The organism is Nocardiopsis eucommiae, from assembly GCF_965344335.1.
GTDB classification, from domain to species: domain Bacteria; phylum Actinomycetota; class Actinomycetes; order Streptosporangiales; family Streptosporangiaceae; genus Nocardiopsis; species Nocardiopsis eucommiae.
Genome location: NZ_CBDRIY010000046.1, coordinates 14,368 through 35,365, shown reverse-complemented (window position 1 = coordinate 35,365; position 20,998 = coordinate 14,368). Strand labels below are relative to the sequence as shown.

The window sequence follows — 20,998 nt, the reverse complement described above, 5'->3', positions numbered from 1 at the left end:
GCGCCGGGGGGTCACTCGGGGGCGGAAGGACCGGGACCCGTCCCGTCGTCCGACCACAGCGGCAGGTGGGGGGACAGGTCGGAGCGCACGCCGCTGGCCCGCACCCCGTGGTCGTGCACGGCTCCGTCCCAGTCGGTCTCGCCCACGGCCAGCCGCAGCCAGGTGAGGGGGTCGGTCTCCACCACCCCCGGCGGGGTGCCCCGGGTGTGCGTGGGTCCCTCGATCACCTGGACCGCGCCGTACGGGGGGACGCGGACCTCCAGGCTGCGGCCCGGGACGCGGTCCGCCAGCACGGCCAGGCTGCACCGCACGGCGGCCTTCACCGCCGGGCGGAGCGGCACCCGGGTGCGCAGGACCGCCCGCGCGGCCGTCGCGACGGCCTCCTCGTCGGTGCCCGTGAAGGCCGGTTCGCCCAGGGCGGAGAGCTGTTCGTCCAGGGCGGAGCGCAACCGGCGCACGGAGCTCGGAGTCAGGGCTGAAGGCATGCACGAGATCCTAGGGCGCGGCGCCGACCGAGCCGGGTTCTTCGAGGTCAGGGCCCTGGCCTCGGGTTGTGGGGAAGGGTTGACGCCGGGGGTGCTTGTCATTGCGAGGTAATGGACCGAAGGTGGACATAGGGGGATTCGGTGGGAGCTGTTCGCCGGTCTCCGAGCGATCGAGTGATTCGTGTCTCAGCGCCCCGCTGGCCAGGGGGAGCGGGACACGGTAGCGTCCCGAACCGTCCCGGTGTCGTCCGAGATTGGGAGGATTGCGAGGGGACCCGCGCTGGTGGCGTTCCACGCGTCGACACAGGCAGATGAACAAGGGGTGACCGCACCCGGACCCGCCTCCCCCAATCGGGGTCCGGACGTGCTCGTCCCTGACTGTCGCGCTGAAGCAGCTGGTCAGCGCCCTTAACATCCACCAAGGAAGACCACCGCACCATCGGGAGAACGACGTGCGCCTGCGCTTGCGCCCGCGTGATGACAGTTACTACGAGATGTTCACCGACTCGGCGAACAACCTGGTCATCGGAGCCCGCCTGCTGGTGGAGCTGATGAGCGACGGGGCCGACCGGGAGGCCATCACCGAGAAGATGCGTGCCTGCGAGCACGCGGGTGACGACGCCACCCACGCGATCATGCGCCGACTCAACAAGAGCTCGGCCCCTCCCCTGCACCGGGAGGACATCTACCGCCTGGCCTCCAACCTCGACGACGTCATCGACTCGATGGAGGCGGCCGTCGACCTCATCAACCTGTACGGGCTGGAACAGCTGCCCAAGGGCATCATCGACCAGATCGAGGTGCTGGAGAGAGCGGCCGAACTCACCGCCGAGGCCATGCCCCGTCTGCGGTCCATGAAGGACCTCACCCGCTACTGGATCGAGATCAACCAGCTGGAGAACCAGGCCGACCGCATCTACCGCAAGCTCCTGGCGAAGCTCTTCAGCGGTGAGTACGACGCGCTGACGGTCCTCAAGCTCAAGGACGTCATCGAGGAGCTGGAGACCGCCGCCGACGCCTTCGAGCACGTGGCCAACACGGTCGAGACCATCGTGGTGAAGAACGGCTAGGAAGGCCGCCCCCGACCCCCGGATGACCCTGACCCCCGGATGCCCCCGGACCCCGCACCGGTCCCCGGACACCCCCACCCCCGTCGATCCTCACCTCCCCGGGGCGTGGGCCTCCAGGGCGATGGCCAGAGCCAGCCGCATGTCGGGCTGGTCCAGGCCGAGCGGGGTCACCTCGGCCATCCTCCGCATCCGGTGCCGGACGGTGTTGGGGTGCACGCCCAGCTCCCCGGCCGCCGCGTTGGGGTCGCCCTGGGCCCGGAGCCAGGCGCGCAGGGTGCGCGCGTACTCCGAGCCGTGCTCGGCGTCGTGCCGGGTCAGGACGGCCACCGGGCCGTCGGCGGGTCGGCGCCCGGACGCCGAGGCCATCCGCAGGCGGTGGATGAGCACGTCGCCCCAGGACTCGTCGTAGGCCACCGCCGCGCCCTCGGGGCGGGCGGCGTGCAGGGTGAGGCTCTCGTCCGCCTCCCGGCGGCTCGCCACCAGCCCGGCGAGGTCGGCGGGGGCACCGATCCCGGCGTTCACCACCACGTGCGCGGGCAGCCCCCGGGTGGTCTCCGCCACCCATGCCCGGGCCGGGGCGGGGTCGGCCCCGCAGGGCAGGACCGTGTAGACCGTGCTCCCGAACACGGTGCTCCGCCCCTGCCGTGACCAGCCGAAACCGGTGGTGGCCCGCTCGAAGGTCATGAGGGTGGCGGAGTGCCGTTCGTCGGGTGTGTGCGCCTGGAGGGCGACCACCCGGTGCGGGGTGTCGGCCAGTCCCAGCCGCCCTGCGGCCTCGGTCGGGTCCATGGCACCCTCCAGCAAGCGGCTGACCAGGTCCGACTCCACCTGGCGTTCCAGGTCCGCGCTCACCCTGGTGCGCAGCAGGTGCAGTGCCACCGTGCGGGCGCCCTCGGACAGCAGCGCCGAGCGCTCGGCGTCCAGCGGTCCCGCGCAGGCCGCCCAGAGCGACCCCAGGAACTCCCGGCCCACCCGCACGGCCACCGCCGTACGGCCGCCCAGCCCCAGCCGGGGCTCCGGCGGGAGGAACACCGGATCGGTGGACGAGGCCAGGTGCGCGATGACCCCGGTGGCCTCCAGATGCCGCTGGAGCGCCTCGGGGACCCCGCGCCCCAGGATGGTGTCCCAACGGGCCTGGTCGGCCTCGGACTGGCGGTTCGAGTACGCGAGGACGCGCAGGCGCGGGTCCTCGATGGTGACCGGTCCGCCGACCCGCGCGGCGATCGTGTCCGCCAGGGCGGGCAGGTCGGCGGGGCCGCGCCCCGCCTCGGTCTCGCCGCCCTCCAGCACCAGCCCGTAGACGACCCCGGCGACCTGGCCCCAGGAGACCGACGGGTCCACGGTCAGCAGGGCGATCCCCAGGTCCCGGGCCCGGACGGCGGCCTCCCCGCGCGGGTCCACCCCGCCCTCCCGTGCGATCCGCACCACCACGGCCAGGGACCGGGACCGGTCGGCCAGCTCAACGGCGTGGAGCGGGTCCTGGACGCCCACGGCGAGCAGGACGTCCGCCTCCTCCGGGCCGGGGTCGGCCGGATCGTGCACCGCCACCCCGCGCAGCACCGTGTCCGGGGCGGGGCGGGGCCCCACCAGCCGGGTGCCGTACGTGCCGAGGATGGTGACCAGCCGGTCCAGCAACACCATCGATGTCACTCCCTTGGACACGTTGTGTGATCTTCACATGAGCGTACGCCGAGATTGTTCCCCGTGGACAAGGGGCGCGATGGGCTTCCGGGAGAGACTCTGGTCGGGTGCGGCTTCGCACCCGCCGTCCAGCACAGGAGAACTCGCCATGTCCGGGAAGGGCGCGGGCGCACCGCGTACCGTCATCGTCGTCGGGGCCGGGATCGTCGGTCTCTCGACCGCCTGGTTCCTCCAGAAGTACGGGGTCGGAGTCACCGTGGTCGAACGCGACACGGTGGCCTCGGGCTCGTCCTGGGGCAACGCGGGCTGGATCTCACCCGGTCTGGCCATCCCGCTGAACGAGCCGGGCGTGCTCGGCACCGGGCTCAGGGCACTGCTCGACCCCGCGGCCCCGCTGTCCATCCCGCCCACCACCGACACCGGCCTCCTGCACTTCCTGGCCTCGTTCGCCCTCAACAGCAGACAGTCGACCTGGGAGCGGGCGCTGCGCGGCAACGTGCCGCTCAGCTCGGCCTGCCTGGACGCCTTCGAGGAGCTCTCCGAGGGCGGTGTGCGGGCCCGGGTCGAGTCGTCCCCGATCACCGCGCTGTTCAGCTCCAGGAAGCACGCCGCCCGGCTGCTCATGGAGCTCGACACCGCCCGCGAGGCGGGCCTGCCGCTCACCTACGCGGCGCTCGACGGCGAGGCCGCCCGAGCCGGTCACCCACTCGCCTCGCGGCAGGTGAACGCGGGTGTGCGCATCGACGGGCAGCGGTACGTCAACCCCGGCGTGTACACCCACGCGCTCGCGGACGCCGTGCGCGAACGCGGCGGCAGCGTGGTCGAGGAGTTCCGGGTCACCAAGGTGGAGGCCGCCCGCGACGGAGGGTTCCGACTGCACTCCGCGCACGGTGAGACCGAGACCGGCGACGCCGTCGTGGTGGCCACGGGCGCGTGGCTCGGCCGCCAGGCCCGCCCCTGGGGCGTCAACGTGCCCCTGCGCGCCGGACGCGGCTACAGCTTCATGGTCCCCACGGAGCGGGTCGTGCCCGGCCCGGTCTACCTGCCCGAGGTCCGTGTGGCCTGCACACCGCACGGCGAGGGCCTGCGCGTGGCCGGGACCATGGAGTTCCGCGCCATCGACGCCCCCCTGCGGGCCGAACGGGTCCGGGCGATCACGGACTCCGCCGCTCCCTACCTGGACGGCGTGGACCTGGGCAAGCGCACCGACGAGTGGGTGGGCTCCAGACCCGTCACCTCCGACGGCCTGCCGCTGATCGGCCGGACCGACGTCCCCGGGCTCTTCGTGGCGGGCGGACACGGCATGTGGGGACTCACCCACGGGCCGATCACCGGACGCCTCCTGGCCCGCGCCGTCGCCACCGGAACACCGTCCCCGGCGCTGCGCCCCTTCGACCCCACCCGCTGACCCGGCAGGAACCCGTCCGCGCCCCGTCGAACCCCGGCGGGGCGCCTTCGTACAAGGAGACCCCATGTCCTGGCTGACCCCGGGCACCCACCAACGCCTCACAGACGAGCTGGCGGTCCTCACCGGCACCGCCGCTCCCGGAACGGGGGGCTTCCCCCTCATCGAGGACAAGGACGCCCGTGAGGCCCGAGTCAACCGCATCCAGGAGATCCTCCGGGACGCGGTCATCGGTGAGGCCCCTCCGGACGACGGCATCGCGGAGCCCGGGATGGTCGTCACCGTCCGCTACGGCACCGACCCCGAACCCGAGACCTTCCTCCTGGGGGTGCGCGACCGGGCCGACTCCGACGGAGTGCCGGTCTGCTCCCCGGAGTCACCCCTGGGCCGGGCCATCCTCGGCGCCGAGCAGGGGGAGGAGCGCACCTACACGGCACCCAACGGGCGGACACTCAGGGTGAGTCTGGTGCGCGCCGTCCCCTACGGCTCGGAGGCCGCCGAGGTTCCCTGAGTCCGGAGGCGGGGCCGCTCACATCGGGACCGGCCCCGCCCCGGACACCTAGGGTGGCGGTACCCGCCCCCAGGAAGGAGCCCCATGGCCGAGGAGATCACCCCGGAGCTCGCGGACCGCGTCCTGGCCGCCCAGCCCTTCAGTCGACTGGTCCGGGCCCGGATCGCCGTCTTCGAACCCGGCAGGGCCGTGCTGGAGGTCGACGTCCGCGACGAGCTCCGCCAGCAGAACGGCTTCCTGCACGGGGGCGTGCTCGCCTACGCGGCGGACAACGCGCTCACCTTCGCGGGGGGCACGGTGCTGGGCGCCTCCGTGCTCACCAGCGGGTTCTCCATCGAGTACCTGCGTCCGGCGACGGGAACCCTGCTCAGCGCCCGCGCGCACGTCGTCGAGTCCACCCGCCGCCGGGCCGTGTGCCGCTGCGACCTCGTGATGGTCGACGACACCGAGAGGACCGTGGCGGCCGCGCAGGGCACCATCGTGCTCACAGACCGATGACGTCCCTCGGAGGCCGGATGTCGCGGGACAACAACGACAGCAGGTACTCGAAGAAGCCGTCCGCGTCGATCTCCTCCACGACCCGCGCGTTCGGCTCCAGGCCGTGGACGCCCCAGGACATGGCGGAGTAGCCGCGGGTGAGCTCCCCGGCGGTCTCCACGTCCACGTGGTACGGCGAGACCGAGCGCACGAGCTCCGGATGGAGGAGCACCGCCGCGGTCAGCGAGTCCGGGTGGGTGGTGCCGTCGATGCCCACCCGGCGGTCGAAGTCCAGGGTGGCGGCGCAGATCCGCGTGAAGAACCGGGACAGCGGGGTGTCCAGGGCCGCGATCCGGTCCAGCCGGTCCTGCCCGAACACCGCCTGCCGCAGCGTGAGCGGGTCCCACGGGACCACGGTGACGTCGAACCCCGCGGCGAACACCGCCTTGGCGGCCTCGGGGTCCACGTAGAAGTTGAACTCGGCGGCGGCCGTGATGTTGCCCCGCCCGTTGTTGGACCCGCCCATGACGTACAGCGACCTCACGTTCCGCGCGAAGTCCGGGTCGCGGACCACGGCGGCGGCGATGTTGGTGAGCGGACCGATCGCCACGATCGACAGTTCACCGGGGTTCTCGGCGGCCATCCGCACCAGGGCGTCCACGGCGTGCTCGGCACGGGGCTCCAGGCCGTCGTGGTCCATGGAGAGCCCGCCGGAGCCGTCCCCGTGGACGTTCTCGGCGCTCACCCACTTGCGCACCAGGGGACGCCGACAGCCCAGGTACACGGGCACGTCGGAGCGCCCTCCCGCGACGTTCAGCGTCAGGTGGGCGTTGCGGACCTGCTGGTCGAAGCCCACGTTCCCGGCGACCATCGTCACCGCCCGCAGGTCGGCCACGGGGTCCAGCAACCCCACCAGCAGGGCCACGCAGTCGTCCTGCGCCGTGTCGGTGTCGATCACCAGGGGAACGGCCATCACCCGAACCGGCCGGTGATGTAGTTCTCGGTCTCCTTCTTCTCCGGGCGGGTGAAGATCTGGTTGGTCTCGCCCATCTCGATCAGCTTGCCGGGCTTGCCCGGGGCCGACAGGTTGAAGAAGGCGGTCCGGTCGGAGACGCGGGCGGCCTGCTGCATGTTGTGGGTGACGATCACGATCGTGTAGTCCTCCTTCAGCTTGTGAATGAGGTCCTCGATCGCCAGCGTCGAGATGGGGTCCAGGGCGGAGCAGGGCTCGTCCATGAGCAGCACGGACGGCTTCACGGCCGTGGCGCGGGCGATGCACAGGCGCTGCTGCTGGCCGCCGGACAGGCCCGAACCGGGCTTGTGCAGGCGGTCCTTGACCTCCTCCCAGAGGTTGGCGCCGCGCAGCGACTCCTCGACCAGCCCATCCGCCTCGGACTTGCTCATCCGCTTGTTGTTGAGCCGGGCCCCCGCGATCACGTTGTCGTAGATCGACATCGTGGGGAACGGGTTGGCCTTCTGGAAGACCATGCCGATCTCGCTCCGCACCATCACCGGGTCGACCTCGCGCCCGTAGATGTCGAGGTCGTCCAGGAGGACCTTGCCCTCGGCGCGGGCGCCGGGGGTGACCTCGTGCATCCGGTTCAGGGTGCGCAGGAAGGTCGACTTGCCGCATCCGGAGGAGCCGATGAACGCCGTCACGGAGCGGGGCTCGATGGTCATGGACACGTCCTCGACCGCGAGGAAGTCGCCGTAGTAGACGTGCAGTCCGGAGACGTCGATTCGTTTCGCCACAGGGTGTTCCTCGTCTTAGCGGGTCTTGGGTGCGAAGAGGCGGCCGATCACGCGGGCCAGGACGAACAGCAGCATGACCGTCAGGACCAGCGTCAGCGCGGCGGCCCAGGCCCTCTCGTAGTTGACGGCCCCACCCATGCGGAACTGCGAGTAGATGAACACCGGCAGGCTCATCATCTGCCCGTCGAACAGGTTCCAGTTGATGGACACCGCCGACGATCCGGCGGTGAGGACCAGCGGCGCCGTCTCTCCGATAACGCGCGCGATGGCGAGCATGATTCCGGTGGTCAGACCGGCGGCGGAGGTGGGCAGCACCACCTTGGTGATCGTGCGCCACTTGGGCACGCCCAGGGCGTAGGAGGCCTCGCGCAGGTCGCGGGGGACCAGGCGGAGCATCTCCTCGCTGGACCGGACCACGACCGGGATCATCAGCACGGCGAGGGAGATCGCGCCCGCCGCGCCGTTGGTGTTGCCGGGGCCGAAGAGCATCATCCACAGCGCCACCACGAAGAGGCCGGCGACGATGGAGGGGATGCCGGTCATGACGTCCACGAAGAACGTGATGACCTTCTTCAGGCGGCCCTGGGCGTACTCGACCAGGTAGACGGCGGTGAGAACGCCGATCGGCACCGAGATGAGCGTCGCCATGCCGGTGATCGCCAGGGTGCCGACGATCGCGTGGTAGACGCCGCCCGCGTCCATGCTCGGCAGCACGCCGTTCATCGACACGGTCAGGAAGTAGCCGTCGAAGCGGGCGAGCCCGTAGCCGACCACCGTGTACAGCAGCGACACCAGGGGCGCCATCGCGAGCAGGAACGCCGAGTAGACCAACGAGGTGACCAGGCGGTCCTTGGCCTTGCGGCCGCCCTCGATCCGCGCCGAGGCGGTCACCACGATGACGACGTAGGAGACGGCGGTGAGCAGGGCCCACAGGACGATGCCGAAGGACGAGAAGGCGGCCAGCACCCCCGCGACCACCATGCCGCAGGCGACCAGCAGGACCAGCGGGAAACGGTGGGGGAGGGCACCGGAACGGAGGTCGTTCTCGGGCGATCCCGCGTCGGGGGCAGGAGGCTGCGTCGTCGTCATGCTCATGCGGACTCCTTGTTGCCCCGGGCCACGACGTAGCGGGCGCCCATGTTGACGGCCAGGGTGATCGCGAACAGCACCAGGCCCGCAGCGATCAGAGCGGACACGCCGTAGCCGGTGGCCTCCGGGTACTGGAGGGCGATGTGCGCGGCGATGGTCTGGTTGCCGCTCTGGAGCAGGTTGAAGGAGATCGCCAGGGACGGGGAGAGGATCATGGCGACCGCCATGGTCTCGCCCAGCGCGCGCCCCATGCCGAGCATGGCGCCGCCGACGATCCCGGACTTGCCGAAGGGCAGGACCGCGAGGCGGATCATCTCCCAGCGGGTGGCCCCCATGGCCAGTGCGGCCTCACGGTGGCCCTGCGGGACCTGGTGGAACACGTCGCGGGACATGGCCGTGATGATCGGCAGGATCATGACCGCCAGGACGACGCCCGCGGTGAGCAGTGTGCGGGCGGAGGTGGAGGCGGGGCCCGCGAAGAGGGGGATCCAGCCGAGGTACGTCGTCATCCCCTCGTAGATCGGGACCAGCTGCGGGGCCAGGACCATCATGCCCCACAGGCCGTAGACCACGCTGGGGATGGCGGCGAGCAGGTCGACCAGGTAGCCGAGCGTGGTCGCGAGCCGCCGGGGCGCGTAGTAGACGATGAACAGCGCGATACCGATCGCCACCGGCGTGGCCAGCAGGAGCGCGATCGCGGCGGCCATGACGGTGCCGAAGGCCAGTGCGGCCACACCGAACGACGGGTTCTCCCGGACGTTGGCGTTCCATGACTGGTCGGTCAGGAAGTTCGAGGTGTTGGCCAGCAGCGACGGCCAGGCCTGGACCAGGAGGAAGGCGGCCACACCCGCGAGGATCAGCAGGATCAGGATCCCCGATCCTCGGGCGAGCCCGGCGAAAACGACATCGCCGATCCGGCGCTTGCCCGTGGGCGGCGGTGCCGCCTTGGGCGCGTCCGTGGTCGTCATGGATTCTCCGGTTCGGAAAGGTTTGCGGGGCTGGTCATCGGTCCGCGTCCCAGCGGGACGGCGGTGAACCGCGCGAGACCCGACCGTGGTGCCACGGTCAACGCGCGGAAAACAGCCGAACCGCGCCGAATGCGAAGGTAGGCGCAGGAAGTGACCAGTTGTCCCAGAGAAGATGAACGGAAGGTGAACGCGGCGTCGCACTCCTGTGGCGCACAAGGGTTCGCCCGGTGAATGTGACGAGACGCACGTCGAGCGGGCCCCGGGGGCGGCCCGCGACGGCACTCAGCTCCGTGGGTCCGAGGGGGCGTACATCACGTCCGTGTCCCACATGGAGAAACCGAGGGACTCGTACAGGCGCACCGCGGCCTCGTTGTCGCCGTCCACGTACAGGTGCACCCAGGGCAGTCCGGCGTCGCGCAGGTGCACGAGACCGGCCAGGGTCAGCGCGCGGCCCAGCCCGGTGCCCTGCCAGGCGGGGTCGACCCCCACCACGTAGACCTCACCGACGGCCTCGTCGTCGCTGAGCCCGGCGCCGTCCGCGTGCGTCTTGGTCCAGTGGTAGGCGGCGATCGCGCCGCTGTTGGTGGACGCGACCAGGAATCCCCGGGGGTCGAACCAGTCCTCGACCTCGCGCTGGAGCAGGTCGTCCAGGGTGAGGGAGCCCTGCTCGGGGTGGTCCGCGAAGGCGAGCGCGTTGGCCCGCAGCCAGGCCTCCTCGTCCTGGCCGACCACGAACGGTCGGATGCGCACCTTGTCCGCGACCTCGGGCCGAAGGACCGGCTCGGGCAGTTCGGGCGCGGTCCACGGGCCGTCCGGAACCTCGGGTCCCAGGTCGCGCAGGGGCATGCGCATCTTGTGGAGTTCGCGGACCGGCGTCCAGCCCTCGGACTCCGCGACCGAGACCGCGCCGGGCGTGCGCCCGTGCGCCCACACCCGCACCCCGTGGGGGCCCGCGTCCTCCCGGACCGAGCGCAACAGCGCGGAACCGTGTCCGCTCCCTCGGTGCTCGGGGTGCACGACGACCTCGCCGGAGTCCGGCTCGTCCTGGCCCCTCTCCACGAACGCGAATCCCACGACGCGTTCGTCACGGGTGACCACGTGGAAGCGGCTGCTGCCGGAGGGGGCTCCGTGTCTGATCCGGAGCAGGGTGTGCTCGGACAGGGGGGCGGCCCCGTCCCGTGCACGCGCGGCCTCGGCCAGGGCCAGTACGGGCCCGGCCAGCTCCGGTGCGAGGTTGTCAGTGACTAGCGGGGTACTCATGAGCCAGAATCCTAGATCGTGTCGGCCGAATTCCCCACGTCGACGCCCGAACTGGTGCCCGAACGACCGAGCCGACCCGTGGGCCCGGGGCCGGAACCCCGGAGCCCCACGGAGGTGTGTCAGCCCTTGCGTCGTTTGCCCTGGTATCCGGCGCCGAGGCGGACCCGGCGGGTGGGTGCCAGCGGGGTGGCCAGCAGCAGGGCGAGCAGGAACGCGGCGAGCAGGACGGCCGGTGCGATCGAGGGGCCCATGTCCGAGTGGTCGGCGGCGATCTCGGTCTCGGTGTCCTCGTCGGAGGAGGGTGTGACCAGCGGCAGCTCGGCCAGGTCCTCGGCCTCCCCCGGGGCGAGGTCGGGCAGGTCCGCCTCGCTGCGGGGGAGCGTGGGGATGGTCGCGTCGCTGGTGGGGGCGGTGCTCACCGTCGAGCGCGGGGGCCGGTCGGGGGTCCTGGCCGGGCCGCGTTCGTTGCCGGAACCGCCTCCGGCGCTCTCACTGGCGGACGGGGAGGGCGTGGGCGTGCCGGACGGGGACGGGGTCGGCGTGGGGCTGGCGGAGTTCGTGGGGGAGGGCGTCGGCGACGGGCTCGGGGTCCGGGAGGGTTCCTCGGACGGCTCCTCGCTGGGTTCCTCCGTGGGGCTCTCCGTGGGCTCCTCCGAGGGCTCCTCCGTGGGCGAGGGCTCGGGGTCGGTGACGGTCACCGTCCACGGGTTCGACTCGACCTCCTTCACCTGGCTCTCGTCCACGCCCTGGCAGCCCGCCTCGGGGGCGGGCGCGTAGCGCAGGGTCGCGGTCACGGTGGTGTCCTGCCGGGGCGCGCCCGAGACGGTGCTCTGGGTGGTCACCTCGGGCGCGATCACCGACGCGGTGGGGGCGCCCGCCGGGAACTCGGAGGCGTCGGTCCACAGGTCGAGCAGGCAGATCGGGACGGTCCCGGTGTTGGCGACCGAGAGCGTGTTGGGCGGGGCCTCCTGGCCCAGCACGACGGAGTCGTCCTCACGGTCGAAGGTGATGACGGCGGACGCGGCGGGGTCGGCGTGCGCCGGCGACATCACGGCGATCAACGTGGAACCGACGAAGGCCGCGCCGAGGACGCTGCTGAGACGGGGTCTGTGGGGGGCGTGGGTAGCGGGGGTCGGCATCGGTGCGATCTCACTCCTCCGGGGGCGCGCCGTCAGCGGCTCGGGCCGCACCCGGCGACGGGTCTCCGCCACGCCTGCCAAGCCCCGTCCGTCGGGTGCCCCACCGATCTTAGGGTGTGGGGGCGCCGAGCACGAGGGTGCGCGCCGTTCCAATCGGGCGGACCCGGACACGGCACCGGGGCGCCCGCGCGGGCGCCCCGGAACGGTCGGGTCGTGCGGGGCCGGGGCCCTACGAGGCCCCGGAGGAACGGGTCGCGGGTACGGCCTCCGCCGTTTCCTCCGCCTCCGAGGAGGGCTTCTGGGCCGTCCCGGACTTCGTGACCGGGTCCGGCACGAAGCGGTAGCCCACGTTGCGCACGGTGCCGATCAGCGACTCGTACTCCGAGCCCAGCTTGGCGCGCAGGCGGCGCACGTGGACGTCGATGGTCCTGGTACCGCCGTAGTAGTCGTAGCCCCACACCTCCTGGAGCAGCTGCGCCCGGGTGAAGACCCGGCCGGGGTGCTGCGCCAGGAACTTGAGCAGTTCGAACTCCTTGAAGGTGAGGTCGAGGATGCGGCCGCGCAGACGGGCGATGTAGGTGGCCTCGTCGATCACCAGGTCGCCCCGGCGGATCTCGTCCGGATCGCCGGATCCCGCCTCGGCCGCCCCGACCGCCAGGCGCAGCCGGGCCTCCACCTCGGCGGGACCAGCCGTGACCAGGATGAAGTCGTCGGCCTGCCAGTCCGGTGTCAGCGCCGCGACGCCGCCCTCCGTGAGGATCACCATCAGAGGGCAGTCGAGGCCCGTGGTGTCCAGCAGCCGACAGAAGTTGCGGGCCGCCGCCAGGTCCGTTCGGGCATCGACCAGAATGGCGTCAACCGGGGCGCTCGGGTTCCCGCCGGCCCCGGAGGCCAGCAGGGCCCCGGCCTCGGCGGGTGCCACCCGCACCGAGTGCAGGAGGAGTCCGAGAGCGGGAAGAACGTGGTCGGACGGATCGTTCGAGTTCGTGAGTAACAGCAGATGGCTCATGCGTCTCTTCTCGTCGGCCCGCTTGTGTCGGGCGATCGAAGGCGCCATTGCCCCCGGTGAAGATTTGTCGAATACGTCGCCTCCGAGCAACACCAAGGATAATCAACTGATGGCGAAGTGCACTATCCGGTACTGGGCTTCCGCGAAGGAAGCGGCCGGAACGGCTGAGGAGACGGTCGAAGCCGACACCCTCGCGGCCGCCCTCGAAGCGGCGTGTCTCCTGCACACCGACGACCGTTTCCAGCGTGTGCTCGGGGCTTCGTCGCTCCTGGTGGACGAGCGTCCCGTGGGGCGGCGGGCGCACGGTGAGGTCGTGGTCACGGACGGGACTGTGATCGAGGTCCTACCGCCCTTCGCGGGCGGGTGAGGGGGCCGACGACGTGGCGGAATCGGAGCGAAACATGACGGAAACCCAGCAGTGGACGGGGAAGGCGCGCGTGGTCATGCTCGGCAGGGCCGGGTGCCACCTGTGCGAGGACGCGTGGTCGGTCATCGAGCGTGTGACGGACGGCCTCGGGGTGAACCGGGCGGAACAGGACCTGGCCGAGGTTTCGGAGGCCGACCGCGAGGAGTACTGGGACAAGATCCCGGTGACGTTCGTGGACGGTCGGCGGCACGATTTCTGGCGGGTGTCCGAGGAGCGGCTGCGTTCCGCCCTCTCCTCCTGAGGGCCCTTCGGCGGGATCCCCCCGGGGCCGGAACGGAAGGGGAAATGGCGCCGTCGCGTCGGTGGCGGGGGCACCGCCAATACGCGGCGGCGCCATTTCCGTCGCCGCTTCCACGGGGCCTCCCCGCCCGTTCCGTGATCCTTCGGCGGGTGGTCCGGAGCGTCCCGCGACTTCCTCCCCGGCGCCCCGCGTGCTCGGCTCCCGTGCCCGGAATGCGTGCGATGTGATCTCGTGTTCCTCGCCGGGTCCCCAGGGGTGCATTTGTGGGAACTCGCCCGTGGGGCGTCACACCGGACCCCACTTTGTGCGTGCTTTCACAAGCACGTAATCTGGGGATCCCACGACCCGTAGGGCGGGGGAGACGCGTGTCCGGGCCGACGGCGCCGGAATCGCGCGCCCACCACCCCGCACCCGCCCGAACCGACCGCCCCCCAGGAGCGCCACCCTGTGACAACACGTCCGCCTCGGCCCCGGGAGAGGGGAATCCCGGAGGCCACCGTCGCCCGGCTGCCGGTCTACCTCCGGGCCCTCCAGGCCCTCCAGGACCGTGGCACCGCCACCGTCTCCTCCGAGGCGCTGGCCGGTGCCGCCGGAGTGAACTCGGCGAAGCTCCGCAAGGACCTCTCCCATCTGGGCTCCTACGGGACGAGAGGCGTGGGTTACGAGGTCGAGTACCTCATCTACCAGATCTCGCGTGAGCTTGGTCTCACCCAGGACTGGTCGGTGGCCATCGTCGGTATCGGCAACCTGGGGCGCGCACTGGCCAACTACGGGGGTTTCGGCACCCGGGGGTTCCGGATAGCGGCCCTGCTCGACGCGGACCCGGAGGTGGTCGGCCGGTCCGTCGCGTCGCTGGACGTGAGGCATATTGACAGCCTGGAGGAGGTTGTCCGTACGAAGGGCGTGTCGATCGGCGTGATCGCCACCCCGGCCGGTTCCGCGCAGGGCGTCGCCAGCCGCTTCGTGGAAGCGGGAGTGACCAGCATCCTCAACTTCGCCCCCGTCGTGCTGAATGTGCCGGACGGGGTCGATGTGCGTAAGGTCGACTTGTCCATCGAACTCCAGATCCTCGCCTTCCACGCGCAGCGCAGGGCCGACGGCGACGGTCAGACGCACAGGTCGGGGCTGGAAGTGACATGAGACGGACCGGGTCCTGGGGCAGGGGTCCCAGGCCCGAGCGGCGGCGATGAGCGAGCGTACGTCGCGTTTCGGGGGGTTGGCGGCGGTGGTCCGCGTCCGTGCCCGAACATGGAGAGACATAGTGCCTGCATAGGAGTGCGGATGAGTGTCCTGGCCGTGGGGTTGAGCCATCGGAGTTCGCCGGTGGCGCTGCTCGAACGTGTCGCGTTGAACGGCGAGACGCGCACCAGGGCGATCGGGGAGATGGTGGGCTCCGACGCGGTCAACGAGGTCATGGTGGTCTCCACCTGCAACCGCACCGAGGTCTACGCCGACGTCGAGAACCCCCACGGCGGGGTCGCGGCCATCACCGAACTCCTCTCCTGGCACACGGGCGTCACCCTCGGGGAGCTCAACGAGCACCTCTACGCGCACTTCGACGACAACGCCGTCCAGCACCTGTTCTCCGTCACCTGCGGCCTCGACTCCATGGTCGTCGGTGAGGGCCAGATCCTCGGCCAGGTCCGCGACGCCCTCAAGGAGGGCCAGGAGACCGGTTCCGTCGGCCGGGTCCTCAACGACCTCGGCCAGCGCGCCCTGCGCGTGGGCAAGCGCGCCCACACCGAGACCCACCTGGACCACGCGGGCGCCGACATGGTCAGCTTCGGCCTCACCATCGCCACCAGGAACCTCGCGGTCACCCCGGACCCGTCGCTGCCCGCAGCCGAGGTCACCCCGCCCGCGGGCTGCCCCATGTCCGGCCAGGGGCCCCTGCCCGCGGAGCGGACCGAGCCCCGCACCCTCGGCGCGGCCCTCCCCTCCGGCCCGCTCACCGGCTCCCGCGTGCTGGTCCTCGGAGCGGGATCCATGAGCGCCCTGTCCGCCAACACCGTCGCCCGCCAGGGCGCCGGGACGGTCGTCGTCGCCAACCGCACGCCCGAACGCGCGGCGCGGCTGGCCGAGTGCCTCAACGAGGCCTACGACACCGTGCGGGCCGGCTCCGTCCCCTTCCCCGACGCGGCCGCCTCCCTCACCGACGTCGACCTCGTCATCTCCTGCACCGGTGCCCAGGGCCTCGTGCTCACCGCCGACGCCGTGGCCGCCGCCACCGAGGGCCGCACCCGCCCGCTGGTCTTCCTCGACCTGGCCCTGCCCCGCGACATCGACCCCGGCGTGCGCGAGCTCCCCGGGGTCCACCTCGTGGACATCGAGGACCTGCGCCAGGCCGTCGCCGCCGGAACCGACCACGACCCCGGCCGCTCCAACGCGCTCCCGCTCGTGCGCGGGATCGTTGACGAGGAGGTCGACGAGTTCCGCGCGATCCGCCGCGCCAACGAGGTCGCCCCCACCGTCGTCGCCCTGCGCGCCCAGGCCCGCGGTGTGGTGGAGTCCGAGCTGTCCCGCCTCCACGGCCGACTCCCCGACGACCTCGACGAGCGCACCCGCGAGGAGATCGGCCGCGCCATGCGCCGCGTCGCGGACAAACTGCTGCACAGACCGACCGTGCGTGTGAAGGAACTGGCCGCGGCCCCGGACGGCGAGTCCTACGAGGCCGCCCTGCGCCAGCTGTTCGACCTCGACCTCCAGATCCCGAAGACCCCGGACGGGGAGACCTGTCCCGGACGCCGCAGCCCCGCCGTGCGGCCCGCACAGGAGAAGGCATGACCGCAGAAGGCACGACCTCCGTACCCGCCAGGCTCGGCACCCGCCGCAGCACCATGGCCACCACCCAGTCGCAGGGGGTCGCCGACACGATCACCGAGCGGACCGGCCAGGCGATCGAGCTGGAGCTCATCACGAGCTTCGGTGACGTCACCAAGGCCCACCTGACCCAGCTCGGCGGCACCGGCGTGTTCGTCAACGCCCTGCGCGACGAGCTGGTCGCCGGGACCATCGACTTCGCGGTGCACTCCCTGAAGGACCTGCCGACCACGCCCGCCGAGGGGCTGGTCCTGGCGGCCATCCCCGAGCGGGACGACCCGCGCGACGCCCTGTGCGCCCGCGACGGGCTGAAGTTCGCGGACCTCCCCGCCGGGGCCAAGGTCGGCACGGGCTCCCCGCGCCGCGTCGCCCAGTTGTCCGCGCTCCGCCCCGACCTCGTCTACGTCCCCATCCGGGGCAACGCCGAGACCCGCCTGGGCAAGGTGACCTCCGGCGAACTCGACGCCGTGGTCCTGGCCCACGCCGGGCTTGGCCGCGTCGGGCGCCGCGACGACGTCACCGACGTCTTCGAGCCCGAGCAGATGCTGCCCGCTCCCGGACAGGGCGCCCTGGCCGTCGAGTGCCGGACCGAGCGCGCCGGGTCCGACCTCGCCTACCTGGGCGCCGTCGACCACCCGGCCACCCGCGCCGAGGTCGTCGCGGAGCGCACCGTGCTGTCCGAACTGGAGGCCGGGTGCGCAGCCCCGGTCGGCGCCTTCGCGGAGTACTCCGAGGGGTCCCTGCGTCTGCGCGCCGCCGTGGTCGCCACCAACGGCGCCACCGCCGTACGCCGTGAGCGCACCATCGACCTGGCGTCGCCGGACGACCTCGACACCGCCGTCGGGCTCGGCCGCGACCTGGCCCGCCAGATGATCGCCGAGGGCGCCGACCGCATCGTCGCCGAGGCCTTCGCCGAGCGGGACGCCCCCTAGACCGTGTTCCCCGGACCGCGCCCGCCGCGCACTCCGCTCACCGGCCCGGACGGACGGCCCGCCCCGGGCGGGCCTCCGCCGTGCGAGGCGGCGGAGCGGGGCGCGGCAGGGGCACCGCCGCCCGTCGCCCGCGAGAGAGGGTCCGGCCACCACCGCACCACCACCTCCCTGTCACCGCCCCGGGATCCGCACCCCGGGGCGCGGGCGACCCACACACGAGGAGCCAGTACGTGAACGCCAACGCCAGCCCCCAGCCGGAGGAACCGCGTCGCCGCGAGCGCGGGTCCGGTCACGTCGCCCTGGTCGGTGCCGGCCCGGGAGGCGCCGACCTGCTGACGCTGCGCGGCGCCGAGCTGCTGAGCCGGGCGGACGTGGTCATCACCCTCCGGGAACCCGCCGCCGAGGAGCTCTCCGGTTTCCGTGAGGAGCTGTTGGCGCACTGCTCCGAGGACGTCACGGTGGTCCAGGCCGCCGAGTGCGGCGGCGACGTCAACACGCTCGCCGTCACCCACGCCCGCGAGGGCCAGCGGGTCGTGCGCCTGTACTCGGGCGACCCGTTCTTCGGCTGCCGGGGCGCCGCCCTGGTCGCCGCCTGCCGCGAGGCCGGGATCGAGGTCGAGGTCGCCCCCGGGGTCTCCTCGATCACCTCGGTGCCGACCTTCGGCGGCGTCTCCCTGCTCGGGGACGACCAGGTCGAGCTGCGGGTCCTGCACGCCCGCCCGCACGGCGACAGGGAGGTCGACTGGCAGGAGGCCGCCTCCAGCGACGCCCCGCTGGTCATCCTGGGCGCCGACGCCCCGCCGGAGGAGGCGCCCGAGCACCGGGGGCCCGGCTTCGACGTCGTCTGCAAGGCGCTCATCGCCGGTGGCCGCCCCACCACCACCCCGGTCGCGGTCGTGCGCGCCGGGGGCACCACCCGGCAGACCACCGTCACCTCGACGCTGGGCCGCCTGGTGGCGGAGCTCAAGTCCACCGACGCCAAGAACCACCACGTCACCGCGCCCGCGCTGATGATCGTCGGCGCTCCGGTGGCCCGCCAGGCCGAGCAGTCCTGGTACGAGACCCGGCCGCTGTTCGGGTGGCGCGTCCTGGTGCCCCGCACCAAGGAGCAGGCCGTGGCCCTCTCCGACCAGCTGCGCGGCTACGGCGCGGTGCCCGAGGAGGTGCCCACCATCTCCGTGGAGCCCCCGCGCACCCCGCAGCAGATGGAGCGCGCCGTGCGCGGCCTGGTGACCGGCCGCTACCAGTGGGTGGCCTTCACCTCCGTCAACGCGGTCCGCGCCATCCGTGAGCGGCTGGAGTCGTACGGCCTGGACGCCCGCGCCTTCGCCGGGGTCAAGGTCGCCGTCGTGGGAGAGGCCACCGCCCAGGCCGTCCGCGACTTCGGCATCCAGCCCGACCTGGAGCCCGCCGAGGACGCCCAGTCCAGCAAGGGTCTGGTCGAGGTCTGGCCGCCCTACGACGCCGAGATCGACCCCATGGAGCGGGTCCTGCTGCCCCGCGCGGACATCGCCACCGAGACCCTCGCCGCCGGACTCACCGACCTCGGCTGGGAGATCGACGACGTCACCGCCTACCGGACCGTCCGGGCGGCGCCCCCGCCCCAGCCGGTCCGCGAGGCGATCAAGGGCGGCGGCTTCGACGCCGTGCTCTTCACGTCCTCCTCCACGGTCCGCAACCTCGTCGGGATCGCGGGGAAGCCGCACAACACCACCGCGATCGCCGTGATCGGCCCGGAGACCGAGAAGACGGCCATCGAGTTCGGCCTGCGTGTGGACGTGGTCGCGCCGAAAGCCTCGGTTTCCGCCCTCGCGGAGGCGCTTTCGGAGTACGGTGCGGCCAAGCGCCAGGAGGCGATCGACGCGGGCAAGCCGATCCTCAAGCCGAGCCAGAAGCGCCGCGGTCGCCGCCGCAAGCTCTGAGCAGTGACCCCGAACCGTGCCCCTCGGTTCCCGACCACCACCCAGCCCATCCGGGAGTACCCATGACCGCCGCCAGCCATGACGCAGAGTTCCCCGTCGCCCGGCCGCGCCGACTGCGCCGAGGCCCGGCGCTGCGTCGCCTGGTCGCGGAGACCCGGGTGCTCCCGGAGAACCTGATCCTGCCGATGTTCGTCAAGGAGGGGCTCACCGAACCGGTGGCGATCTCCTCGATGCCCGGCCAGGTGCAGCACACCCGCGACAGCCTGCGCAAGGCCGCCCGGGAGGCGGTCGAGGCCGGGGTCGGCGGCCTCATGCTGTTCGGCATCCCCGAGCACAAGGACGCCGTGGGGTCGCAGGCGGACGACCCCGACGGGGTGGTCCAGGTGGCACTGCGCGACCTCGCGGCCGAGGTCGGCGACGACATCGTGGTGATGGCCGACCTCTGCCTGTGCGAGTACACCGACCACGGCCACTGCGGCCCGCTGGAGCAGGACGGGCACGTCAACAACGACCTCACCCTGGAGCGGTACGCGTCCATCGCCGCCGCCCAGGCCGAGGCCGGGGCCGCCGTGGTCGCGCCCAGCGGAATGATGGACGGCCAGGTCGGCGCGATCCGCGACGGACTGGACCGGGCCGGTTTCCCGCACGTGCCGATCCTGGCCTACGCGGCCAAGTACGCCTCCGTGTTCTACGGGCCCTTCCGTGAGGCTGCCGAGGGGGCTCCGCAGTTCGGGGACCGCTCCGGCTACCAGCAGGATCCGGCCAACGTCCGCGAGTCCCTGCGCGAGGTGGCCCTGGACGTCGCGGAGGGCGCCGACATGGTCATGGTGAAGCCGGGACTGGCCTACCTGGACGTGGTCGCCAAGGTCGCGGAGTCCTCTCCGGTGCCCGTGTCCGCGTACCAGGTCAGCGGCGAGTACGCGATGATCGAGGCGGCGGCCGAGAAGGGCTGGCTCGACCGTGAGCGGGCGATCCTGGAGACGCTGACCTCCTACCGGCGCGCGGGGGCCGAACAGATCCTCACGTACTGGGCCACCGAGGCGGCCCGCCTGCTGCGCTGACCCGTCGAGGCCCACGCCCCGGTCGCGGCCGCCGGGCGCCGGCCCCCTCCACCGGCCGCGCCCGCACCGATCACGACCGGGGAGCCCCAGATGGCCGACGTGTTGTACCGACGTAAACGACGCCACGCAACGGACAGCATGCTGGATTCGGCGCTGCGCTTCGCCGAACTGGGCTGGCCCGTGGCGCGGGGCACGGCCCCCGGCGAGGACCGCGCGTGTACGTGCGACCGGATGGGCTGTCCGGACCCGGCCGCGCACCCGGTCACCGCCGCCTGGGGCGTGGAGGCCAGTACCGAGACCGCGACCATCCGGCGGTGGTGGACGGCCAGCCCGCAGGCGAACGTCGTGCTCCCGACCGGTCGGGTCTTCGACGTCCTGGACGTCCCCCGCGAGGCCGGAGTCATGGCCCTGGCCCGCATGGGCCGCGCGGGCGTGCCCGCGGGCCCGGTCGCGGCCCAGGACTCGCGCTACATGTTCTTCGTCGCCACCCGTTCCCCGATGGACGAGGACGAGTGGTGGTCGTGCCATCTGGACTGCGTCCCCGAGGCCGTCGAGGCGATGCCGGGCCTGCGCTGGCACTGCCGGGACAGCTTCGTCATGGGCGCCCCGTCCGCCCTGCCCTCGGGCGGGCGCGTGACCTGGATCCGCACCCCCCGCGACGTGGAGGGCGCCGTGGTCCTGCCGGACCCGATCGCGGTCCTGGACATCCTCAGCGACGCCAGCGAGGAGTTCGCCGCCCCGGGCGCCTGACCGCCCTTGGCAGGCGGGTGGCCCCACGCCCTCCGGTAC

General features: G+C 72.3%; 21 protein-coding genes. 12 read left to right on the top strand and 9 right to left on the bottom strand.

The features are described 5' to 3' along the window. Positions 1-11: 11 nt before the first annotated feature. On the bottom strand, positions 12-485 hold the full coding sequence (locus ACRWK8_RS23355; RefSeq protein ID WP_431872881.1) for a sterol carrier family protein: 474 nt from the start codon (positions 483-485) through the stop codon (positions 12-14). A 452-nt stretch (positions 486-937) separates the two neighbouring features. Between ACRWK8_RS23355 and ACRWK8_RS23350 the strand changes: the two genes are divergently transcribed. Further along, entirely contained in the window at positions 938-1,555 is a 618-nt protein-coding gene (locus ACRWK8_RS23350) for a DUF47 domain-containing protein (protein WP_357756546.1), read from the top strand. A gap of 90 nt (positions 1,556-1,645) precedes the next feature. Here the strand turns inward: ACRWK8_RS23350 and ACRWK8_RS23345 are convergent, their stop codons facing one another. Then, positions 1,646-3,196 (bottom strand): PucR family transcriptional regulator, encoded by a 1,551-nt coding sequence (locus tag ACRWK8_RS23345; protein WP_431872880.1) that lies wholly within the window; start codon positions 3,194-3,196, stop codon positions 1,646-1,648. Positions 3,197-3,344: 148 nt separating this feature from the next. On the opposite strand from ACRWK8_RS23345, the gene ACRWK8_RS23340 reads away from it, so the two are divergent. From ACRWK8_RS23340 to ACRWK8_RS23330, 3 genes are all read left to right on the top strand, one after another. Further along, complete coding sequence (locus tag ACRWK8_RS23340; RefSeq protein ID WP_378738047.1) at positions 3,345-4,604, top strand: NAD(P)/FAD-dependent oxidoreductase; 1,260 nt, start codon at positions 3,345-3,347, stop codon at positions 4,602-4,604. A gap of 64 nt (positions 4,605-4,668) precedes the next feature. Then, positions 4,669-5,112, top strand: a complete 444-nt coding sequence (locus ACRWK8_RS23335; RefSeq protein WP_378738045.1) for a GreA/GreB family elongation factor — start codon at positions 4,669-4,671, stop codon at positions 5,110-5,112. An 84-nt stretch (positions 5,113-5,196) separates the two neighbouring features. Next, the gene (locus ACRWK8_RS23330; RefSeq protein WP_378738043.1) at positions 5,197-5,610 is read left to right on the top strand and encodes a PaaI family thioesterase; all 414 of its coding nucleotides are present in this window, start codon (positions 5,197-5,199) and stop codon (positions 5,608-5,610) included. Here the strand turns inward: ACRWK8_RS23330 and ACRWK8_RS23325 are convergent. From ACRWK8_RS23325 to ACRWK8_RS23295, 7 genes are all read right to left on the bottom strand, one after another. After that, positions 5,597-6,562, bottom strand: coding sequence for a nucleoside hydrolase (locus tag ACRWK8_RS23325; RefSeq protein WP_431872879.1), 966 nt, complete (start codon positions 6,560-6,562; stop codon positions 5,597-5,599). The genes ACRWK8_RS23330 and ACRWK8_RS23325 overlap by 14 nt on opposite strands. Next, positions 6,562-7,341 carry a phosphate ABC transporter ATP-binding protein PstB gene (gene pstB / locus ACRWK8_RS23320; RefSeq protein ID WP_378738024.1) on the bottom strand — a complete coding sequence of 260 codons (780 nt, stop codon included), beginning with the start codon at positions 7,339-7,341 and terminating at the stop codon, positions 6,562-6,564. Before pstB ends, ACRWK8_RS23325 begins: the two co-directional genes overlap by 1 nt. Before the next feature lie 15 nt (positions 7,342-7,356). Then, a complete protein-coding gene (gene pstA / locus ACRWK8_RS23315; protein WP_378738022.1) occupies positions 7,357-8,436 on the bottom strand; it encodes a phosphate ABC transporter permease PstA in 1,080 nt (359 codons plus the stop codon). Beyond that, a complete protein-coding gene (gene pstC, locus ACRWK8_RS23310; protein WP_378738020.1) occupies positions 8,433-9,398 on the bottom strand; it encodes a phosphate ABC transporter permease subunit PstC in 966 nt (321 codons plus the stop codon). The genes pstA and pstC overlap by 4 nt, the downstream gene beginning before the upstream one ends. Before the next feature lie 282 nt (positions 9,399-9,680). Continuing rightward, the gene (gene mshD / locus ACRWK8_RS23305; protein ID WP_431872877.1) at positions 9,681-10,658 is read right to left on the bottom strand and encodes a mycothiol synthase; all 978 of its coding nucleotides are present in this window, start codon (positions 10,656-10,658) and stop codon (positions 9,681-9,683) included. A 119-nt stretch (positions 10,659-10,777) separates the two neighbouring features. Beyond that, positions 10,778-11,797, bottom strand: a complete 1,020-nt coding sequence (locus ACRWK8_RS23300) for a hypothetical protein (RefSeq protein WP_378738016.1) — start codon at positions 11,795-11,797, stop codon at positions 10,778-10,780. 229 nt (positions 11,798-12,026) lie between these two features. After that, entirely contained in the window at positions 12,027-12,806 is a 780-nt protein-coding gene (locus ACRWK8_RS23295) for a winged helix-turn-helix transcriptional regulator (RefSeq protein WP_378738014.1), read from the bottom strand. Between the two features lie 109 nt (positions 12,807-12,915). On the opposite strand from ACRWK8_RS23295, the gene ACRWK8_RS23290 reads away from it, so the two are divergent. The 8 genes from ACRWK8_RS23290 to ACRWK8_RS23255 all read left to right on the top strand — a co-directional run bounded on the left by ACRWK8_RS23290 (position 12,916) and on the right by ACRWK8_RS23255 (position 20,959). Further along, on the top strand, positions 12,916-13,173 hold the full coding sequence (locus tag ACRWK8_RS23290; protein ID WP_378738012.1) for a MoaD/ThiS family protein: 258 nt from the start codon (positions 12,916-12,918) through the stop codon (positions 13,171-13,173). A gap of 34 nt (positions 13,174-13,207) precedes the next feature. Next, a complete protein-coding gene (locus ACRWK8_RS23285) occupies positions 13,208-13,474 on the top strand; it encodes a glutaredoxin family protein (RefSeq protein ID WP_378738010.1) in 267 nt (88 codons plus the stop codon). Positions 13,475-13,921: 447 nt separating this feature from the next. After that, a complete protein-coding gene (locus ACRWK8_RS23280; protein WP_378738007.1) occupies positions 13,922-14,614 on the top strand; it encodes a redox-sensing transcriptional repressor Rex in 693 nt (230 codons plus the stop codon). A 141-nt stretch (positions 14,615-14,755) separates the two neighbouring features. Continuing rightward, positions 14,756-16,258, top strand: coding sequence for a glutamyl-tRNA reductase (locus tag ACRWK8_RS23275; RefSeq protein WP_431872873.1), 1,503 nt, complete (start codon positions 14,756-14,758; stop codon positions 16,256-16,258). After that, positions 16,255-17,226, top strand: coding sequence for a hydroxymethylbilane synthase (hemC, locus tag ACRWK8_RS23270; RefSeq protein WP_378738003.1), 972 nt, complete (start codon positions 16,255-16,257; stop codon positions 17,224-17,226). The genes ACRWK8_RS23275 and hemC overlap by 4 nt, the downstream gene beginning before the upstream one ends. Positions 17,227-17,456: 230 nt before the next feature. Next, positions 17,457-19,148: a bifunctional uroporphyrinogen-III C-methyltransferase/uroporphyrinogen-III synthase gene (locus ACRWK8_RS23265; protein ID WP_378738001.1), complete on the top strand. Its 1,692-nt coding sequence runs from the start codon at positions 17,457-17,459 to the stop codon at positions 19,146-19,148. Positions 19,149-19,210: 62 nt separating this feature from the next. Continuing rightward, positions 19,211-20,209, top strand: a complete 999-nt coding sequence (hemB, locus tag ACRWK8_RS23260) for a porphobilinogen synthase (RefSeq protein WP_378737999.1) — start codon at positions 19,211-19,213, stop codon at positions 20,207-20,209. A 90-nt stretch (positions 20,210-20,299) separates the two neighbouring features. Continuing rightward, positions 20,300-20,959 (top strand): bifunctional DNA primase/polymerase, encoded by a 660-nt coding sequence (locus ACRWK8_RS23255; protein WP_378737997.1) that lies wholly within the window; start codon positions 20,300-20,302, stop codon positions 20,957-20,959. The last annotated feature ends 39 nt before the right edge of the window (positions 20,960-20,998 follow it).

Coding starts and splice junctions, on each gene's coding strand:
- ACRWK8_RS23355 (WP_431872881.1), bottom strand. CDS start 485: ATGCCTTCAGCCCTGACTCCGAGCTCCGTGCGCCGGTTGCGCTCCGCC.
- ACRWK8_RS23345 (WP_431872880.1), bottom strand. CDS start 3,196: ATGGTGTTGCTGGACCGGCTGGTCACCATCCTCGGCACGTACGGCACC.
- ACRWK8_RS23340 (WP_378738047.1), top strand. CDS start 3,345: ATGTCCGGGAAGGGCGCGGGCGCACCGCGTACCGTCATCGTCGTCGGG.
- ACRWK8_RS23335 (WP_378738045.1), top strand. CDS start 4,669: ATGTCCTGGCTGACCCCGGGCACCCACCAACGCCTCACAGACGAGCTG.
- ACRWK8_RS23330 (WP_378738043.1), top strand. CDS start 5,197: ATGGCCGAGGAGATCACCCCGGAGCTCGCGGACCGCGTCCTGGCCGCC.
- ACRWK8_RS23325 (WP_431872879.1), bottom strand. CDS start 6,562: ATGGCCGTTCCCCTGGTGATCGACACCGACACGGCGCAGGACGACTGC.
- pstA (WP_378738022.1), bottom strand. CDS start 8,436: ATGAGCATGACGACGACGCAGCCTCCTGCCCCCGACGCGGGATCGCCC.
- pstC (WP_378738020.1), bottom strand. CDS start 9,398: ATGACGACCACGGACGCGCCCAAGGCGGCACCGCCGCCCACGGGCAAG.
- mshD (WP_431872877.1), bottom strand. CDS start 10,658: ATGAGTACCCCGCTAGTCACTGACAACCTCGCACCGGAGCTGGCCGGG.
- ACRWK8_RS23300 (WP_378738016.1), bottom strand. CDS start 11,797: ATGCCGACCCCCGCTACCCACGCCCCCCACAGACCCCGTCTCAGCAGC.
- ACRWK8_RS23295 (WP_378738014.1), bottom strand. CDS start 12,806: ATGAGCCATCTGCTGTTACTCACGAACTCGAACGATCCGTCCGACCAC.
- ACRWK8_RS23290 (WP_378738012.1), top strand. CDS start 12,916: ATGGCGAAGTGCACTATCCGGTACTGGGCTTCCGCGAAGGAAGCGGCC.
- ACRWK8_RS23285 (WP_378738010.1), top strand. CDS start 13,208: ATGACGGAAACCCAGCAGTGGACGGGGAAGGCGCGCGTGGTCATGCTC.
- ACRWK8_RS23275 (WP_431872873.1), top strand. CDS start 14,756: ATGAGTGTCCTGGCCGTGGGGTTGAGCCATCGGAGTTCGCCGGTGGCG.
- hemC (WP_378738003.1), top strand. CDS start 16,255: ATGACCGCAGAAGGCACGACCTCCGTACCCGCCAGGCTCGGCACCCGC.
- hemB (WP_378737999.1), top strand. CDS start 19,211: ATGACCGCCGCCAGCCATGACGCAGAGTTCCCCGTCGCCCGGCCGCGC.
- ACRWK8_RS23255 (WP_378737997.1), top strand. CDS start 20,300: ATGGCCGACGTGTTGTACCGACGTAAACGACGCCACGCAACGGACAGC.